The following is a 16,215-nucleotide window of genomic DNA, read 5'->3' as shown; positions in this document are numbered from 1 at the left end:
CACGAGCCAGGAGGACCGTCATGATCCGCACCGCACTCGCTTCCCGCCCCGTTCGCGCCGGAGCGGCGCTGACCGCCGTCGCCGGCATCGCGCTCCTCGCCGGCTGCGCGCCGGAGGCCTCGGAGGCCGAAGAACCGGCGACCACCGACACCTCGGACAGCACCGACAGCGGCTCGAGCGGCGCGTACGCCGACGGCACGTACACGGCGGACGGCTCGTACGCGACGCCCGAATCGGTCGAGACGATCACCGTCACGGTGACCCTCGAGGACGACGTGATCACGGCGGTCGAGGTGACCGGCGACCCGCAGAAGCGCGAGTCGGAGCAGTACCAGGGCGAGTTCATCGGCGGCATCGCCGATGTCGTCGTCGGGCAGGACATCGACGACATCCAGGTCAGTCGCGTCGCGGGGTCGTCGCTCACCAGCGGCGGGTTCAACGAGGCCATCGAGACGATCAAGTCCGAGGCGGCGAACTAGGCCGTGCACACCGCGCCGGACTCCTGGCGCTTCGGCGCCATCGGCACGACATGGGAGATCGTCACCGAGCGTGGCCTGCCGGCGGCGGCGCGCGACGAGGTGACCTCGCGCATCGACGAGTTCGACCGCGAGTGGTCGCGATTCCGGGCGGACTCGCTCGTGAGCGCGCTGGCGCGGACGGCCGGTGCCGTCCCCGCGCCGGCGGATGCGGTGCCGATGCTCGACGCCCTCGCCGCCCTCTCGGACGCGACGGCGGGGGCCGTCAACCCGCTCGTCGGTGGATCCCTCGACGCGCGCGGCTACGACGCCGCCTACTCGCTGCGTGATCGCGGGGCGACGCCGGCGCCTGCCGGATGGCGGGAGCTGCTGAGCTGGCACGACGGGAGCCTCGCGCTCGTCGAGCCGGCCACGATCGACGTCGGTGCCCTCGGGAAGGGCCGCCTCGTGGACCTGGTCCTCGGCATCCTCAGGAGCACCGAGTCGGGCGACATCACGGTCGACGCCGGCGGCGACCTGGCTGTGCGGGGGCGTCCGCAGCGCATCGGGCTCGAGCACCCGTTCGATCCGCGTCGTGCCATCGGCGTGTGGGAGGTGACGGATGCCGCGCTCTGCGCGTCCGCCGTCAACCGGCGCGCGTGGCCCTCGGCGACGGGCACCGCACTGCACCACGTGCTCGACGCGCGCACCGGGCAGCCGGTGCGGACGATCGCCGCGACGTGGGCCGTGGCGGCCGATGCGATGGCCGCGGATGCCGTCGCGACGGCCCTGTTCTTCAACGGCGGCCCCCGCCTCGCCCACGAGTGGGGCGTCGAATGGGTGCGCATGACGACGGACGGCCGCGTCGAGTGGTCTCCGGGATGCCGCGCCGAGCTGTTCGTGCGAACGGATGTCGGACTCGGGATCGCGCCGGCTTCGCGACCGAATAGCCTGGAACAGTGACCGAACCCCTCTCCGGACACGTCATCGCGGTCGCCCGCGACGACGCGCATCGCTTCAGCAAGCCGACGCGCGAGAGCATCACCCTGATCGCCGGCATCGGCGTCGAGGGCGACGCCCACGCCGGCACCACCGTGCAGCACCTGTCCCGCGTCCGGCGCGATCCCACGACGCCCAACCTGCGCCAGGTGCACCTGATCCACGCCGAGCTGTTCGACGACATGGCCGAGCGCGGCCACGAGGTGCACCCGGGCGCCCTGGGCGAGAACGTGACCACCGCCGGCATCGACCTGCTCGGGCTGCCGCGCGGCACGCGACTCGCACTGGGCGATGACGCGGTGATCGAGATCACGGGCCTCCGCAACCCCTGCGTCCAGATCGACGGCGTCTCGGAGGGACTGATGAAGGAGCTGGTCCACCTCGACGACACGGGCGCCACCGTGCGCCTGGCGGGCGTCATGTCGGTCGTGCTCGAGGGCGGCGTCGTGCGCCCGGGCGACGGCATTCGCGTCATCCCGCCCGCAGGCGGCCACGAGCCCCTGCAGCCGGTGTGACCCGGATGGGCACTCTCACCGCCATCTGGAATCGCGCCTTCGCGGTGCTCGGCCGCGTGTCGATGTACCGCCTGGTGTATCTCGCGCTCGCGACGCTGGCCGTCGTGGCCCTGCTGCTCTCGTTCTTCGGCCTCGTCGGCCCCGATCCGCTGCAGCTGATCGTGACGCTCGCGGTGCTCTCGGCGGTGTGCGTGGGGGTGGATGCCGCCGCCCAGCGCGTGCTCAACCTGCCGTGGCGCCTCGAGTCGTCGCTCATCACGGCGCACATCCTGCTGTTCGTGCTGCGCCCGACGCTCGAGCTCGTGGGGCTGCTGGGGATCGTGATCGCCGCCGCGGTCGCCTCGCTCTCGAAGTATCTGCTCGCGTGGCGCGGACGCCACATCTTCAACCCTGCGGCGGTGGGCGCGACGGTGCTGACGCTGCTGAGCCTGGCATGGCCCGATCTCGGCGCGTCGTCCTGGTGGGTGGGGACGCCGGCGCTCGCCGCGCCCGTCATCCTGCTCGGGCTCGCGGTGCTGGTGCGCACCGAGAAGCTGCGGGTCGTCGCCGTGTTCCTGGTGTTCGCGGTCGCGGTCGCGGTCTTCCGCACCGCCGCGCAGTACCAGGCCGCGGGCGTCGAGATCGACGTGCTCAACCTGCTGTGGCCGATCCTCTGGTCGTCGCCGTTCCTCTTCCTCGGAGCTTTCATGCTGTCCGAGCCGCTCACGCTGCCGCCACGCCGCTGGCAGCAGCTGACCGTCGCCACGGTGGTCGGCGTGCTGGCCGGGTGGCCCATCCCGATCGGCGACATCACCCTGGGGCAGGAGCGGGCGCTCCTCGTCGGCAACCTCGTGGCGTTCGCGTTCGCCGTGCGCACCGCCGTGCGCCTCACCCTCGTCGCACGCGCCGAGCCCACGCCGAGCGTGCAGGAGCTCACCTTCCGCGTGCATGACCGGCTCGCGTTCCTTCCGGGCCAGTACCTCGAGCTCGAGGTGCCGCACCGCCACCCGGACGCCCGTGGCACGCGTCGCGAGTTCAGCATCGCGTCGGCGCCCGAGGACCTGCCGCTGCTGAAGGTGGCGTTCAAGGACGGCAAGACCACCAAGCCGCTGAGCTCGTACAAGAAGGCGCTCGCCGAGGTTCAGCCCGGCGACGCGCTCGCGATCACCGGCGTCTGGGGCGACTTCCTGCTGCCCAAGCGCGACGCGGCGCCGATCCTGATGGTGGCGGCCGGCATCGGTGTCACGCCGTTCGTGTCGCAGCTGCGCCACGCGCAGGCCGCTGCCCTCGACCGCGACATCGTCCTGGTCTACGTGGCGTCGGATTCCTCGGAGCTGGCGTACCGCGACGAGATCGCGGCATCAGGTGCGCGCGTCATCCTGTTCACCCGCGACCGGCCGGCCGATCTGCCGGACCACTGGGTGTGGGCGCAGGGCGTGCGCCTCGAAGCCGACGGGCTCGTGCGCGTCGTGCCCGACATCGGGTCGCGTCACGCGTACATCTCGGGTCCGGCGGCGCTCATCGCCGATCTGGCGCCGGCGCTCGAGCGCGCCCGCTCGATCACGACGGACGCCTTCAGCGGCTACTGAGCCGTCCCTCGGCCCCGGCCTGTGGCCGTGAGACCTCATCTGACGGCCGAGACATCGGGTGAACCCCGCGGTCTCGGCCGTCAGATGAGGTCTCGACGTCGTGGGGCGGCGGGTCGTCGCACGCGCAGGACGGCACAGGGCGGCGCGGGGGTCAGGCCGGGCCGGCGGAGCGAGCGGGCAGGCGCACCTCGAACGTCGTGTCGCCGGGCGTGCTGTCGACACGGATGCTGCCGCCGTGGGCGTCGACGATGGCACGGGCGATCGAGAGGCCGAGGCCGGTGCCGCCGGTCTGGCGCGCCCGCGAGCGGTCGGCGCGCGCGAAGCGCTCGAACAGCTCGTCCTTGATCGACGGATCGATGCCCGGGCCGTTGTCGTGCACCCGCAGGACGGCGGTGTCGCCCTCGCGGACGACGCTCACGGTGACCGTCGTCCCGGGCGGGGTGTGCGTCCGCGCATTCGCGAGGAGATTCGCGGCGACCTGGTGCAGGCGTCCGGTGTCGCCGGCGATGAGCACGGGATCGTCGCCGACCTCGAGCACCCACTCGTGATCGGGGCCGGTGGGTGTCGCGTCGCCGACCGCGTCGATCGCGACGCGCGTGAGATCGACGGTGCCGTAGACGAGCTCCTGGCCCTCGTCGAGGCGCGCCAGCAGCAGCAGGTCCTCGACGAGCGAGGTCATGCGCAGCGACTGGGCCTGGATGCGCTCGAGCGAAGCTTCCGTGGTCTCGATGGTCGCCGCACCCTGCCCGCGACTGAGTGCCTTCAGCGACAGCTCGCTGTAGCCGCGGATCGACGAGAGCGGTGTGCGCAGCTCGTGGCTCGCGTCCGCGACGAACGCGCGCATGCGCTCCTCGTTGCGCTGGCGAGCGGAAAGCGACTCGTCCACGTGGTCGAGGAGCGTGTTCAGCGCTTCGCCCACACGGCCGACCTCGGTGCGCGGGTCGGCCTGCCGTATGGGCACGCGCTCAGCGATCGACACCTCGCCCTGGTCGAGTTGCTGCGTCGACACGCGGGCCGCCGTGTCGGCGACCGCGCGCAGCGGAGCCAGACCCGCGCGGATGGTCCACGCGGTGGCGACGGCGAGGAGGAGCAGGCCGCCGACAGTGAGGAGCGCGATCGTGGTCAGCATGCGCGTGATCGTCGCGGCGACGTCATCGCGGGACAACCCGACGACCACGACGGATTGCGCGCCGACGGCGTGGCCTTCGACGCGGAAGGTTCCGAGATCGTCGATGGTGACGACCAGCGGGCCTTCGCTGCGCAGACCAGCTGCGAGTTGTTCGATCTGGTCTTCCGTCAGGCTGGTGACCGTCCCGTCGGCCTCCGTCACCGCAGCAGTGGGCGCCGACGGCGGAGTCTCGATCGCCAGGAGGAAACCGGCCTGCTGCGGCTGCTGCTCGAGGATCTGCTCAGCGCTGAGACCGGCCGCGATGGGCTGGCGCACAACGGCGGACGTGCGTTCTGCCGTCGATCGCAACTCGTTGCTGAGTCCCTCTTCGAGCACCTGGCCGAGGATCGCGCTGGTCGCGACAGCGACCAGCACCATGATGAACGACGTGATGCCCACGACCGTGACGATGAGCTTGCGCTGCAGCGTCCACGGCGCGCGGCGGGGGAGTCGTTCGTCGGCGGGGGAGTCGGGGCCGGCCCCGGCGGGGGGTGCGGATTCATCGACGGATGCCGAGGCGACCGCGGCGGCATCCGTCCCCGGCTTCGTCCCGCTGTGCTCCGACCCGGTCCCGTCGGTCACTGGGGCGCCTTGATCATGTAGCCGACGCCGCGGACGGTGTGGATGAGCGGCTCGCGGCCGGCGTCGATCTTCTTGCGCAGGTACGAGATGTAGAGCTCGACGACGCTGGAGCGCCCGCCGAAGTCGTAGTTCCACACGCGGTCGAGGATCTGCGCCTTCGACACGACGCGGCGCTGGTTGCGCATGAGGTAGCGGAGCAGCTCGAACTCGGTCGCGGTGAGCTCGATCTCCTCGCCCGAGCGCTCGACCTCGTGGCTGTCCTCGTTCAGGGTGAGGTCGCCCACGCGGAGGATCGGCTCCGCCCCCGCGGCGTGAGCGGTGCCGGCGCGGCGCATGAGGCCGCGCAGGCGCGCCACGACCTCCTCGAGGCTGAACGGCTTCGTGACGTAGTCGTCACCGCCCGCGGTGAGGCCGGCGACGCGATCGCTCACGGCATCCTTCGCGGTGAGGAACAGCACCGGAACGTCGTCGCCCGCCTGCCGCAGGCGCTGCAGCACGGCCATGCCGTCGAGGTCGGGCATCATGATGTCGAGCACCATGGCGTCGGGCTCGAACTCGCGTGCGGACTGCAGCGCCTCGAAGCCCGAGCCGGCCGTCCGCACCTCCCACCCCTCCATGCGCAGCGCCATCGACAGCAGGTCGGTGAGCATCTGCTCGTCGTCCACCACGAGCACGCGGAGGTTCGAGCCGTCGGGACGCAGCAGGGCGGGTGCGGGGTTGGTCATGCGTCCATTGTGGATGCGTTCCTATGTGGTTCCTATGGCGCGCGCTATGCGCCGGCTGTGAAAACCGGTCGTCTCCGCGAGACCCCAGTGGCGGGACGAGACCGAGGGGAAACCCCACGGTCTCGTCCTGCTGCTGGGGTCTCGCGGTTCATAAGGTCGCCATAGGCGCCGCTGGGGGTGCGCATCACGGCCCTTCGTAGCGTCTCCTCGACGGCGGCATTCCGCCCGCCAGGAGGAGACCCATGTACATGACCTATCTGCGGCGGGAGCTGGCCGGCCGCAAGAAGCAAACGATCATCGTGGCCGCCGGCCTCGCGATCGCCATCGCGCTCGTGATGATCGTGAACTCGCTCGCCGCCGGCGTGAGCACCGCGCAGGCGCAGGCGCTCGAGTCGGTGTACGGCGTGGGCACGGACCTCACCGTCACGGGTGCCCAGGCCGAGCCCGGGCAGGGCGGCGCGCGGTTCGACTTCGGCGAGGACGGCGGCGAGACCGCCGACGACGGCACGACCGAGCTCAGCCAGTCGCGGCTGGTGACCGAGCCGATGCGTTCGACCCTCGACGCCACGACGCTCGACACGGTGGCCGCCGTCGACGGCGTGGAGTCGGCATCCGCCGCCCTCAGCCTCACGAACATGACCTTCTCGGGCGAGCTGCCGCAGCGGCCCGACGGCTCAGGCGACGACGCGACCCAGGCGCAGCCTCCGCAGCAGACCGAGGGCGAGGGCGGCGGCTTCGGCGGCGGCTCGTTCGGCGTCGACTCGTTCACCGTGCTCGGCATCGACCCGGCGGCCGACGCCGTGGGCCCGCTTTCCGCGGTGGAGCTCAGCGACGGACGCGGCCTCGAGGCGTCCGACCAGGGTGCGTACGTCGCCGTGCTCGATGCGACCTACGCCACGACCGCGGACCTCGCAGTCGGCGACACCATCGACGTCGGCGGCCAGGACTTCGAGATCGTCGGCCTCGTGGCCTCGACGTCCGACGAGGCCGACACCGCGTCGAACGCCTACATCCCGCTCGACGTCGCCCAGGAGCTCTCGGGGGCAGGCGACGTGATCTCGACGGTGTATGTGCAGGCAGAGTCCTCCGACGCGATCTCGTCGGTGCAGACAGCGCTCCAGGAGGAGCTGCCCGACGCCACCGTGAGCTCGCAGTCCGATCTCGCCAAGACGGTGTCGGGGTCGCTCTCGAGCGCGTCGTCGCTCATCACGAGCCTCGGCACGTGGCTGTCGCTCATCGTGCTCGCCGTCGCACTCGTCCTCGCGGTGCTGTTCACGATCTCGGGCGTCTCGCGCCGCACGCGCGAGTTCGGCACGCTCAAGGCGATCGGCTGGTCCAACGGCCGCGTCGTCGGCCAGGTGGCGGGCGAATCGGTCGTGCAGGGCCTCATCGGCGGTGTCGTCGGTCTCGTGATCGGCTTCGCCGGCATCCTCGCCATCAATATCATCGCCCCGACCATCTCGACGGCGCCCTCGACCCAGAGCTTCGGGCCCGGCGGCGACGGCGCGCAGATGCCCGGCGGAGGCCCCGGCACGTTCGGGAACGCCGTCATGCAGCAGACCGGCGCCGACATCGTGCTGCAGGCACCGGTCACGCTCTGGGTCGTCGTCGCGGCGGTCGGCATCGCCGTGCTCGGCGGACTGGTCGCCGGCGCCTTCGGCGGCTGGCGCGCTGCGCGGCTGAGCCCCGCCGAAGCCCTGCGATCCGTGGGCTGAGGCATCCCGTGTCCGGCACCATCCCCATCGCACCCGATTCCACCTCCACGAAGGGAGAGCACGTCATGACCATGATCGACACGGAGGCCGCCTCGGCTCCGGATGCCGCAGCCGCGGCGCAGTACCGGCTCGAGGGCGTCACCCGCACCTACACCCAGAAGGGCCGCGTCGTGAAGGCACTCGCCGGCGTCGACCTCACGATCGACGCGGGAGACTTCGTCACGATCCAGGGGCCAACCGGCGGCGGCAAATCGACGCTGCTGCAGCTGCTGGGCGCGCTCGACCGCCCGAGCAGCGGCTCCGTGCATCTCGGCGAGATCGACATCGCGACCGCGAGTAACCGCGAGCTCGGCCGCATCCGCGCGCATGAGATCGGGTTCGTGTTCCAGGGGTTCAACCTCATCCCGACGCTCACGGCGCATGAGAACGTCGACATGGCGCTGGAGCCGCTGGGGCTCTCTCAGGACGAGCGCGCCACGCGGGTCACCGAGGCCCTCGCGCACGTCGGCCTGGCCGAGCGCGCGGACCACCGGCCCGGCGAGCTGTCGGGAGGTCAGCAGCAGCGGGTCGCGATCGCGCGGGCGATCGTCAAGCGCCCGCGCGTGCTCCTCGCCGACGAGCCCACCGGCAACCTCGACGAGAGCATGCGCGACGAGATCCTCTCGGTGCTGCAGGCGCTCAACGACGAGGGGCTCACGCTCATCGTCGTCACGCACGACTCGGCCGTCGCGCGCCGCGCGCGGCGCCGGCTGCGGCTCGACAAGGGGACGGTGCGCGACATCACGCGCTGACGGGCGGCTTCCTCCGCAGATCAGCCCGCCGAGCGGGCATGGGCCGCGATGCGATCGAAGAGCGCGTCGCGGCCCTCGTCGATCCGCTGCTCCTCCGGGTGCGCGTCGTAATAGGCGAGGATACGGCGGGCGCCCTCGTCGAAGGTCACCGTCGTGCGGAACTCGGGCACCAGTTGCGTCACCTTCGACGAGTCGAACAGCATGGAGTGGGCCTTGTCGCCGATGAGCGTGGGCCCGAGGTCCGGCGCGAACGCCGCGATCGTGTCGGAGGCGACGTGCACGAGGTCGGGGGAGTCGACGCCTGCGGCGTCGGCCAGCCAGCCGTAGATCTGGTTCCAGGTCGGTGCGTGCGTGCCGGTGATCGTGAATGCCTCGCCGATCGCCGCCGGATTGCCGAGCAGCCCGGTGAACGCGACGGCGAAGTCGTCGGAGTGCGTGATCGTCCACAGGCTCGTGCCGTCGCCGTGGACGATGACGGGACGGCCGGCGCGCATGCGTGCGATGTCGGTCCAGCCGCCGAGGGTTGGCAGCAGCCGCTCGTCGTAGGTGTGCGACGGCCGCACGATGGTCACCGGCAGGCCGTGCTCGCGATGTGCGGCGACGAGGACGTCCTCGCAGGCGATCTTGTCGCGCGAGTACTGCCAGAACGGGTTGCGCAGCGGCGTCGACTCGGTCACCGGCACCCTGCGCGGCGGCTTCTCGTACGCGGAGGCCGAGCTGATGAAGACGTACTGCCCGGTGCGTCCCTCGAAAAGCTCGAGGTCGGTCGTGATGTGCTCGGGCGTGAAGGCCAGGAACTCGGCGACGGCGTCGAACCGGCAGTCGCCGAGGGCGGCGCGCACTGAGCTCGGATCGCGCACATTCGCCTCGATCGACTCGACCTGCGGCGGCAGCGGACGTCGTGCACTGCCGCGGTTGAGGACCGCGACCTCGTGCCCGAGAGCCACGGAGCGGCGAACGCACGCCGTGCTGATCGTTCCGGTACCGCCGATGTAGAGGATGCTCGTCACCCGCGCGAGCCTACGCCCGGACGCGGGCGTCCCGGCGGAAGGCGCTCCCTCGCTGACGGCGAACACCTCCCCGATGTCGGCGGCGGGCCCTAGCGTTGCGATCATGAGCAACGACGACCTCAGCGCTGGTTTCGTCGGCACCGTCATCCGTCCGGGCGATTCCGAATGGGATTCCGCCCGACGTTTCCACTCCGGCATCGGCGAGCCCGCTGCGGTGATCCGCGCCGCCAGTGTCGATGACGTGCGGGGCGCCGTCCGCTACGCCTCCGCCGAGCGGCTCGAGATCATGATCCGCGGCGGCGGCCACAGCGCCTGGGGCGGCGTGCCCGGCGGCCTCACCCTCGACATCTCCGCGCTCGACGCCGTCGAGGTCGAAGGCACCCGCGTGCGCGTGGGCGGCGGTGCACTGTGGGGCGCGGTCGCCCACACGCTCGCCGAACGCGGCCTGGGGCTCAGCTCCGGCGACACGGCATCGGTCGGCGTCGGCGGTCTCACCCTCGGCGGCGGCATCGGCTGGATGGTGCGGGCCTGGGGACTGGCCGCCGACCAGCTCGTGGGTGCGCAGCTCGTCACCGCCCGCGGCGAGGTGGTCGAGGTGACCGAGACCTCTCATCCGGAGCTCTTGTGGGCGCTCCGCGGCGGCGGCGGCAACTTCGGCGTCGTGACGCGGTTCGACTTCGAGGCGCACCCTCTCGACGGCGTCGTCCACGCCGTCTACGGACTCGAGGGCGATGCGCGCCCCGTCCTGCGCGTACTGCGTGAGGTCATGGCGGACGCCCCGCGCGATCTCACCGGCACCTACATGGACGTCCCAGCGATGGACCCGAATGCGCCGGCGGGCGCCTCTATCACGGCGGTCTGGGTCGGCACCGACGAGGATGCCGCGCGTCGCGCGCTGGCGCCCGTGGCGAGTGCGCCCGGGGTCACCGAGCGGGACTTCGGGGTGCTGGACTATCCCGACGTGCTGATGGAGGCCCCCGAGTTCGACCCCGAGCAGCCGATGCCGGGGTTCGTCGGCGGCAACACACTGCTCGGCGTCCTCGACGACGAGGTGATCGATCGTCTCGCCGCCTTCCGGGAACAGCGTCCCGCCTCTGTCGTGATGCTGCGTTCGCTGGGCGGCGCGTACGCAGACGTGGCGCAGGACGACTCGGCCTTCCGCGCGGGACGCGACGTGGTTCGCGATGGCCGGCGCGTTCGACATCCCCGGCATGCTCGACGACGCGGGGCGTGCAGAGGCGAACGCCGCGTGGGAGGCCATCGAGGCCAAGGGGTCGGGCGTCTACGGCAACTTCACCGTCTCGACGGCCGACACGATCGTCCAGCGCATGTACCCGCCGGCGACCATGGCCCGCCTCGCCGCGATCAAGCGCGCGTGGGACCCGGGCAACGTGTTCTGCCGCAACCACAACGTGAAGCCCGTGCCCGACGGTCACGCCGGCTGAGACTCCGCGCCGCGCAGGCAGACACGGCGAGGGCGGACCCCCGTGGTGGGGATCCGCCCTCGCCGTGTGCGGGACGCGTCGGTCCGACGCGTCGCGGTCAGTGGGTGTCTTCGGCTTCGATCTCGGTGCGGTCGCCCGACCACAGCGTGTGGAAGGTGCCTTCCTTGTCGATGCGCTTGTAGGTGTGGGCGCCGAAGAAGTCGCGCTGGCCCTGGATGAGGGCGGCTGGGAGGCGCTCGGCGCGGAGTCCGTCGTAGTACGACAGCGACGACGAGAACGCGGGGGCGGGGATGCCGGCGCCCGCCGCCGTCGACACGATGCGGCGCCACGCGCCCTGCGCGCGGCCGAGGGCCTCGACGAAGTACGGCGCGGTGAGTAGCACTGCCAGGTCGGGCGTCTCGCCGTACGCGTCGGCGATGCGGTTGAGGAACTGGGCGCGGATGATGCAGCCGGCGCGCCAGATCTTCGACACGGCGCCGAGGTCGATCTGCCAGTCGTACTCGGCGGCGCCGGCGCGGATCTCGTCGAAGCCCTGCGAGTAGGCGACGATCTTCGACGCGTACAGCGCGAGGCGCACGTCCTCGATGAACGCGTCGGTGTCCTCGACGGCCAGGCCTTCCTCCGGACCGGGGAGCTCGCGCGAGACCTCGCGCTGCTCGGGGTGCGACGACAGCGATCGGGCGAACGTGGCCTCGGCGATGCCCGACACCGGGACGCCCAGCGACAGCGCGGTCTGCACGGTCCAGGCGCCGGTGCCCTTGGCGCCGGCCTGGTCGAGGATGACGTCGACGAGCGGCTTGCCAGTGGCGGCATCCACCTGGCGCAGCACTTCCGCGGTGATCTCGATGAGGTACGACTCCAGCTCGCCGCGGTTCCACTCGGCGAACACGTCGGCGATCTCGGCCGGCGTCTTGCCGGTGCCGCGCCGGATGAGGTCGTAGGCCTCGGCGATGAGCTGCATGTCGGCGTACTCGATGCCGTTGTGCACCATCTTCACGAAGTGCCCGGCGCCGTCGTGGCCGATGTGCGTGACGCACGGCTCGCCCTCGGCGACCGCCGCGATCGACTTCAGGATCGGGCCGAGTGTGATCCACGACTCGTCCGAGCCGCCGGGCATGATCGACGGGCCGAGGAGGGCGCCCTCCTCGCCGCCGGAGATGCCGGCGCCGACGAAGTTGATGCCGGTCTCGCGCACAGCCTTCTCACGGCGGATCGTGTCGGTGAACAGCGCGTTGCCGCCGTCGACGATGATGTCGCCCGGCTCGAACACCTCGACCAGCGCGTCGATGACGGCGTCGGTCGGCCGCCCGGCCTTGACCATGATGATCGCGGCGCGCGGCTTCTGCAGCGACGCGGCGAACTCCTCGTACGAGAACGCGGGCACGAAGCCGGCCTCGGGGTGCGTGGCGAGCAGCTCGTCGGTCTTCGACCGGCTGCGGTTGTGCACCGCGACGGTGTTGCCCTCACGGCTGGCGAGGTTGCGGGCGAGGTTGGACCCCATCACCGCGAGACCCACGACGCCGATGTTCGCCGTCGCCACACGATCGGCGTCGGGCCCCTGGGGCTCCGGGGTCTGGCGGGCCACATCCTCGGGTGCCGGTGCGGCCTCGTGTGCCGTCGTCGCCTCGTCAGGAGCCTGGTCCTGATCCGTCGAGATGTTGGTCTCGGCCTGATTGCCGCTCGCTGAAGGGTCGTTCGAAGACACACGCGCTCCTGAGGTTAGATCGTCTCTTTCAGCCTAGAGTCTGGCGCGTCCGTGTTACACCGCAGCGGCGGGATGCTCACACGCGGCCCCGGCAAGGTGTGACGCGTTGCCGGCCGTCGGCTACCGTGGCCGTCGTGACCGAGCCCTCGCATCCCGAGCCTGCCCCGCCGGGTGCCTCCGGTTCGCGCCCCGAGCCCGAGGGGCGCATCGTGGTGATGGGCCCGAGCGGTTCGGGCAAGTCCGCCGTGGGGCTGGCGCTGGCGCGGCGGCTCGGGCTGGCGTTCGTCGACGCCGACGACCTGCATCCTGCCGCCAATGTCGCGAAGATGGCAGCCGGCATCCCGCTCGACGACGAGGACCGGATGCCGTGGCTCGACGTCGTCGCCGCGACGCTGCACGATGCGCGCGGGGGAGCGGTGATGGCCTGCTCGGCGCTCGCCCGCCGCTATCGCGACCGCATCCGCGCGGGCGCCGCGGGAGTCGTCTTCGTGGAGCTGCGGGTGCCGCAGGACGAACTGGCCCGCCGCATGGGGTCACGCGAGCACTTCATGCCGTCGTCGCTGCTGGCCTCGCAGCTGCGCACCCTCGAGCATCTCGAGCCGGATGAACCGGGAGTCGTCGTCGCGGGGGATCCGCCGCTGACCGAGGTCGTGGATGCGGCGGTGGCGGCGCTCGAGCGGTATCAGTCCTTGCGGTAGCCCTGGCGCCCGAGGCTCCAGAACGCCAGCGCGGTCCCGAGGGCACCGACTGCGGCCATGGCGCCGATGAGCCAGAGAAGAGCGTGGCTCCAGAAGCCGTAGTCCATGGGGTCCTCCGTGGGGAGCGGGAAGCAGGTGCGTTCCTCATCGTAGCGGGGGCGCTGGTAGACTCGTGTCGAACTTCGGCGAGGGATGCCTCGCGCCTGTCGATTCCGGTGGGCTGCGGCATCCGTGATCGACGCAGTGATGCCGGCCCAACGGGCTTTCCTCACGCGCGTGCGTTCGAGTCGAAGACATCCCGAATACCCCGGGCCCGCCACCGCGCAGGCCGAGTCAGAACGGCCACGCGCCGCAGCTTACCGGGCCAGTGCGCCCACAAGGAGAACCCCATGTCGTCCGAGCCCGATACCAAGGTCCAGGCTGAGTTCCGCGAGAGCTTCGGCAAGGGCTTCGCCCGCCGCCTCCGCGCCGCCGGCAAGATCCCCGCCGTCATCTACGGTCACGGCACCGACCCCGTGCATGTCGCGCTGCCCGGCCACCAGGTCTCGCTGCTCATCCGCCGCGCCAACGCGGTGCTCGAGCTCGACCTCGACGGCAAGTCGCAGCTCACGCTCGTCAAGGACGTGCAGAAGGACCCGGTGCACCAGGTCATCGAGCACATCGACCTGCTCGTCGTGAAGAAGGGCGAGAAGGTCGAGATCGAGGTGCCGATCGTCGTCGTGGGCGAGTCCGCCCCCGGCACCATCGCGAACCTCGACAACACGACGGTCACCCTGCAGGCCGAGGCGACGCACATCCCCGAGCACATCGAGGTCGACGTCGAAGGCCTCGAGGACGGCACGCACATCACCGCCGCCGACCTGAAGCTGCCGAAGGGCTCGGTGCTGATCGCCGACGCCGAGCTGCTCATCGTCGCCATCTCGGTCCCGGCTGCGACGCTCGCCGCCGAGGACGAGATCGCCGAGGCTGATGCCGAGGTCGCCGCCGAGCAGGCCGAGGCCTCGGAAGAGTCCGCCTCCGAGTAATCCCTTTCACGAAGTCGAGGGGGTGCGGATGCCGCACCCCCTCGCTCCGTCTCACCGGGTGCCGATCGCACCCACCCGTTCACTTGCGCTGAACGTACGCGACACGCCGGGCGAGTCGTACGTTCAGCGCAAGTCGACCGATCTCGTCTGCGGCCGCGCCGCTCGGGCAGGATGGATGACATGGCAGAGTCGTGGCTGGTCGTCGGGCTGGGAAACCCCGGCCCCCGCTATGAGCCCACGCGGCACAACGTCGGACAGCTCGTCGTCGACGAGCTCGCCGGGCGGCGTGGCGAGTCCTTCAAGTCGCACAAGGCGAACGCGCGCGTCGTCGAGACCTGGCTGCGCCCCGGCGCGGCCAAGCTCATCCTGGCCAAGCCGAACACGTTCATGAACGTGTCGGGCGGTCCCGTCGCCGGGCTCGCCAAGTTCTACGGCATCGCCCCCGACCACGTGGTGGTCGTGCACGACGAGCTCGACATCCCGTTCGACACGATCAAGCTCAAGGTCGGCGGCGGGCACGGGGGCCACAACGGCGTGCGCGACGTCGCCAAGGCGCTCGGCACGGCGGATTTCCCGCGCGTCCGTGTCGGCATCGGCCGCCCCATGGGGCGGCAGGATCCCGCCGACTGGGTGCTCGACCCGTTCGGCGCCACCGAGCGCAAGAACCTGCCCATCCTCGTCGGCGACGGCGCCGACGCCGTCGAGCAGCTCGTCGCGGAGGGCCTTCTCGCCGCACAGCAGAAGCACCACGCCCCCCGCGTCTGAGGCGGGTGTCCGGACTCCGCCGTCCTCAATTGAGGAATCGTGCCGAGATGCGGGACCGTGGGCCCGAGTTGGCCCTCGGTTCGGCTCCGGTCCTCACTTGAGGAGCGGATGCCGGGATGCGGCGCGGCGCGTGGGGTGATAGCCGCGTCTGAGGCCTGTCCTCAATTGAGGAACCGAGCCGAGATGCGGGCGAGTACGTCGAGATCCGCCCTCGTTTCGGCTCTCGTCCTCAACTGAGGAACACGCGCGGTGAAGGCGGACGCACAGTGAAGGCGGACGCGGCTCGCGGCAGCCGGGCCGATCAGGCGCCGATGCCGGTGCCGGCGGTGAGTCCGGCAGTGAGGAAGCCCTGGACCACGGCGCCGAAGATGATCGGGCCCAGCGCGGCGACGATCACGGCGGCGATGCCTGCGCCACGGCCGCGAGGGGTGACGATCGCGACCACACCCTGCACCAGAGCCCAGATACCGAGCGCGGTCCCCACCCAGAACGAGAGTTCGCCCAGCAGCACCCAGTCGCGCACGGGAGCGAGGATCGACCAGTCGAAGTCGGTGTCGAGGGCCCCCGCGGTGATCTGACGGCCGGCGCCGAGTCCGATGCGATAGCTCGCGATCGCCCCCACCAGACTCGCGCCGACGGTCGCGACGAGTGCGAGCGCGAGGGCGACGACACCGAGGACGCCGCTGCGCCTGGCCGGCGGGGCGCCGTACACCGGGGCGGATGCCGCGACCGGCGCCGCCGCGTAACCCGCGGGTGGGGCATACCCCGGCGGTGAGGCGTAAACCCCGGCAGGCGGCGCGGACCATCCCGCCGGAACCCCGGGCTGCGCGCCGGGCGCACCGGCGCCAGCCGCACCGGCGCCACCCACACCCGCGTCGGCGCCAGCGGGCGGTCCGAACGGGGCGAGCGCGGGTGGAGCCCACGCGCCGGGCGGAACGGGCGGGTTCTGAGGCGCATCGGGCGCGGCGGGCTGGCTCACAGGCTCATCCTAGGAGGGTCGCTCGACACCCGTCGGCGTCGGTGGGGCGCCGTCGCACGCTCGTTCCGCG

The 16,215-nt window shown here is 71.5% G+C and carries 16 protein-coding genes and 1 pseudogene; 11 read left to right on the top strand and 6 right to left on the bottom strand.

Annotation, left to right across the window (positions count from 1 at the left end):
- Window positions 1-20: 20 nt before the first annotated feature.
- From MRBLWS13_RS05290 to MRBLWS13_RS05275, 4 genes are read left to right on the top strand one after another with little or no spacing between them, the layout of a single operon-like run.
- Window positions 21-479 carry an FMN-binding protein gene (locus MRBLWS13_RS05290; protein ID WP_349427978.1) on the top strand — a complete coding sequence of 153 codons (459 nt, stop codon included), beginning with the start codon at window positions 21-23 and terminating at the stop codon, window positions 477-479.
- A gap of 3 nt (window positions 480-482) precedes the next feature.
- Window positions 483-1,418 carry an FAD:protein FMN transferase gene (locus tag MRBLWS13_RS05285; protein WP_349427977.1) on the top strand — a complete coding sequence of 312 codons (936 nt, stop codon included), beginning with the start codon at window positions 483-485 and terminating at the stop codon, window positions 1,416-1,418.
- A complete protein-coding gene (locus MRBLWS13_RS05280; protein WP_349427976.1) occupies window positions 1,415-1,969 on the top strand; it encodes an MOSC domain-containing protein in 555 nt (184 codons plus the stop codon). The genes MRBLWS13_RS05285 and MRBLWS13_RS05280 overlap by 4 nt, the downstream gene beginning before the upstream one ends.
- A 5-nt stretch (window positions 1,970-1,974) precedes the next feature.
- Entirely contained in the window at window positions 1,975-3,537 is a 1,563-nt protein-coding gene (locus MRBLWS13_RS05275; RefSeq protein ID WP_349427975.1) for a flavodoxin reductase, read from the top strand.
- A gap of 151 nt (window positions 3,538-3,688) precedes the next feature.
- Here MRBLWS13_RS05275 and MRBLWS13_RS05270 read toward each other — a convergent pair whose 3' ends face one another.
- Together MRBLWS13_RS05270 and MRBLWS13_RS05265 are read right to left on the bottom strand one after the other, a co-directional pair.
- Window positions 3,689-5,083 carry an ATP-binding protein gene (locus MRBLWS13_RS05270; RefSeq protein WP_349428995.1) on the bottom strand — a complete coding sequence of 465 codons (1,395 nt, stop codon included), beginning with the start codon at window positions 5,081-5,083 and terminating at the stop codon, window positions 3,689-3,691.
- 200 nt (window positions 5,084-5,283) lie between these two features.
- Window positions 5,284-6,012 carry a response regulator transcription factor gene (locus MRBLWS13_RS05265; protein WP_308869607.1) on the bottom strand — a complete coding sequence of 243 codons (729 nt, stop codon included), beginning with the start codon at window positions 6,010-6,012 and terminating at the stop codon, window positions 5,284-5,286.
- A gap of 242 nt (window positions 6,013-6,254) precedes the next feature.
- Here MRBLWS13_RS05265 and MRBLWS13_RS05260 point away from each other — a divergent pair, with 242 nt between their 5' ends.
- Both MRBLWS13_RS05260 and MRBLWS13_RS05255 read left to right on the top strand, forming a co-directional pair.
- A complete protein-coding gene (locus MRBLWS13_RS05260; RefSeq protein ID WP_349427974.1) occupies window positions 6,255-7,727 on the top strand; it encodes an ABC transporter permease in 1,473 nt (490 codons plus the stop codon).
- A 65-nt stretch (window positions 7,728-7,792) separates the two neighbouring features.
- Window positions 7,793-8,518: an ABC transporter ATP-binding protein gene (locus MRBLWS13_RS05255; protein ID WP_349428994.1), complete on the top strand. Its 726-nt coding sequence runs from the start codon at window positions 7,793-7,795 to the stop codon at window positions 8,516-8,518.
- 20 nt (window positions 8,519-8,538) lie between these two features.
- On the opposite strand, the gene MRBLWS13_RS05250 is transcribed toward MRBLWS13_RS05255, so the two are convergent.
- On the bottom strand, window positions 8,539-9,528 hold the full coding sequence (locus MRBLWS13_RS05250) for an SDR family oxidoreductase (RefSeq protein ID WP_349427973.1): 990 nt from the start codon (window positions 9,526-9,528) through the stop codon (window positions 8,539-8,541).
- Here MRBLWS13_RS05250 and MRBLWS13_RS05245 point away from each other — a divergent pair.
- Together MRBLWS13_RS05245 and MRBLWS13_RS05240 are read left to right on the top strand one after the other, a co-directional pair.
- Window positions 9,518-10,066: pseudogene (locus tag MRBLWS13_RS05245) on the top strand (FAD-binding protein); the annotation flags it as partial. The gene MRBLWS13_RS05250 and the pseudogene MRBLWS13_RS05245 overlap by 11 nt on opposite strands.
- 646 nt (window positions 10,067-10,712) lie before the next feature.
- On the top strand, window positions 10,713-10,973 hold the full coding sequence (locus tag MRBLWS13_RS05240; RefSeq protein WP_349427972.1) for a BBE domain-containing protein: 261 nt from the start codon (window positions 10,713-10,715) through the stop codon (window positions 10,971-10,973).
- Between the two features lie 97 nt (window positions 10,974-11,070).
- Here the strand turns inward: MRBLWS13_RS05240 and gndA are convergent, their stop codons facing one another.
- Window positions 11,071-12,474 (bottom strand): NADP-dependent phosphogluconate dehydrogenase, encoded by a 1,404-nt coding sequence (gndA, locus tag MRBLWS13_RS05235; RefSeq protein WP_349428993.1) that lies wholly within the window; start codon window positions 12,472-12,474, stop codon window positions 11,071-11,073.
- A gap of 419 nt (window positions 12,475-12,893) precedes the next feature.
- On the opposite strand from gndA, the gene MRBLWS13_RS05230 reads away from it, so the two are divergent.
- Entirely contained in the window at window positions 12,894-13,376 is a 483-nt protein-coding gene (locus MRBLWS13_RS05230; protein ID WP_349428992.1) for a gluconokinase, read from the top strand.
- Here the strand turns inward: MRBLWS13_RS05230 and MRBLWS13_RS05225 are convergent.
- Window positions 13,361-13,483: a hypothetical protein gene (locus MRBLWS13_RS05225; protein ID WP_284444971.1), complete on the bottom strand. Its 123-nt coding sequence runs from the start codon at window positions 13,481-13,483 to the stop codon at window positions 13,361-13,363. The genes MRBLWS13_RS05230 and MRBLWS13_RS05225 overlap by 16 nt on opposite strands.
- A gap of 282 nt (window positions 13,484-13,765) precedes the next feature.
- Between MRBLWS13_RS05225 and MRBLWS13_RS05220 the strand changes: the two genes are divergently transcribed.
- On the top strand, window positions 13,766-14,401 hold the full coding sequence (locus MRBLWS13_RS05220; protein ID WP_349427971.1) for a 50S ribosomal protein L25/general stress protein Ctc: 636 nt from the start codon (window positions 13,766-13,768) through the stop codon (window positions 14,399-14,401).
- Window positions 14,402-14,581: 180 nt separating this feature from the next.
- A complete protein-coding gene (gene pth / locus MRBLWS13_RS05215; RefSeq protein ID WP_349427970.1) occupies window positions 14,582-15,166 on the top strand; it encodes an aminoacyl-tRNA hydrolase in 585 nt (194 codons plus the stop codon).
- 301 nt (window positions 15,167-15,467) lie between these two features.
- Here the strand turns inward: pth and MRBLWS13_RS05210 are convergent, their stop codons facing one another.
- A complete protein-coding gene (locus tag MRBLWS13_RS05210) occupies window positions 15,468-16,145 on the bottom strand; it encodes a hypothetical protein (RefSeq protein WP_349427969.1) in 678 nt (225 codons plus the stop codon).
- Window positions 16,146-16,215 lie beyond the last annotated feature (70 nt).

It is taken from the genome of Microbacterium sp. LWS13-1.2 (genome assembly GCF_040144835.1).
Lineage (GTDB): Bacteria > Actinomycetota > Actinomycetes > Actinomycetales > Microbacteriaceae > Microbacterium.
This window is presented reverse-complemented; position numbering and strand designations above follow the sequence as displayed.

Coding starts and splice junctions, on each gene's coding strand:
- MRBLWS13_RS05290 (WP_349427978.1), top strand. CDS start 21: ATGATCCGCACCGCACTCGCTTCCCGCCCCGTTCGCGCCGGAGCGGCG.
- MRBLWS13_RS05275 (WP_349427975.1), top strand. CDS start 1,975: ATGGGCACTCTCACCGCCATCTGGAATCGCGCCTTCGCGGTGCTCGGC.
- MRBLWS13_RS05270 (WP_349428995.1), bottom strand. CDS start 5,083: ATGGTGCTGGTCGCTGTCGCGACCAGCGCGATCCTCGGCCAGGTGCTC.
- MRBLWS13_RS05265 (WP_308869607.1), bottom strand. CDS start 6,012: ATGACCAACCCCGCACCCGCCCTGCTGCGTCCCGACGGCTCGAACCTC.
- MRBLWS13_RS05260 (WP_349427974.1), top strand. CDS start 6,255: ATGTACATGACCTATCTGCGGCGGGAGCTGGCCGGCCGCAAGAAGCAA.
- MRBLWS13_RS05255 (WP_349428994.1), top strand. CDS start 7,793: ATGACCATGATCGACACGGAGGCCGCCTCGGCTCCGGATGCCGCAGCC.
- MRBLWS13_RS05240 (WP_349427972.1), top strand. CDS start 10,713: ATGGCCGGCGCGTTCGACATCCCCGGCATGCTCGACGACGCGGGGCGT.
- gndA (WP_349428993.1), bottom strand. CDS start 12,474: ATGGGGTCCAACCTCGCCCGCAACCTCGCCAGCCGTGAGGGCAACACC.
- MRBLWS13_RS05230 (WP_349428992.1), top strand. CDS start 12,894: ATGGGCCCGAGCGGTTCGGGCAAGTCCGCCGTGGGGCTGGCGCTGGCG.
- MRBLWS13_RS05225 (WP_284444971.1), bottom strand. CDS start 13,483: ATGGACTACGGCTTCTGGAGCCACGCTCTTCTCTGGCTCATCGGCGCC.
- MRBLWS13_RS05220 (WP_349427971.1), top strand. CDS start 13,766: ATGTCGTCCGAGCCCGATACCAAGGTCCAGGCTGAGTTCCGCGAGAGC.
- pth (WP_349427970.1), top strand. CDS start 14,582: ATGGCAGAGTCGTGGCTGGTCGTCGGGCTGGGAAACCCCGGCCCCCGC.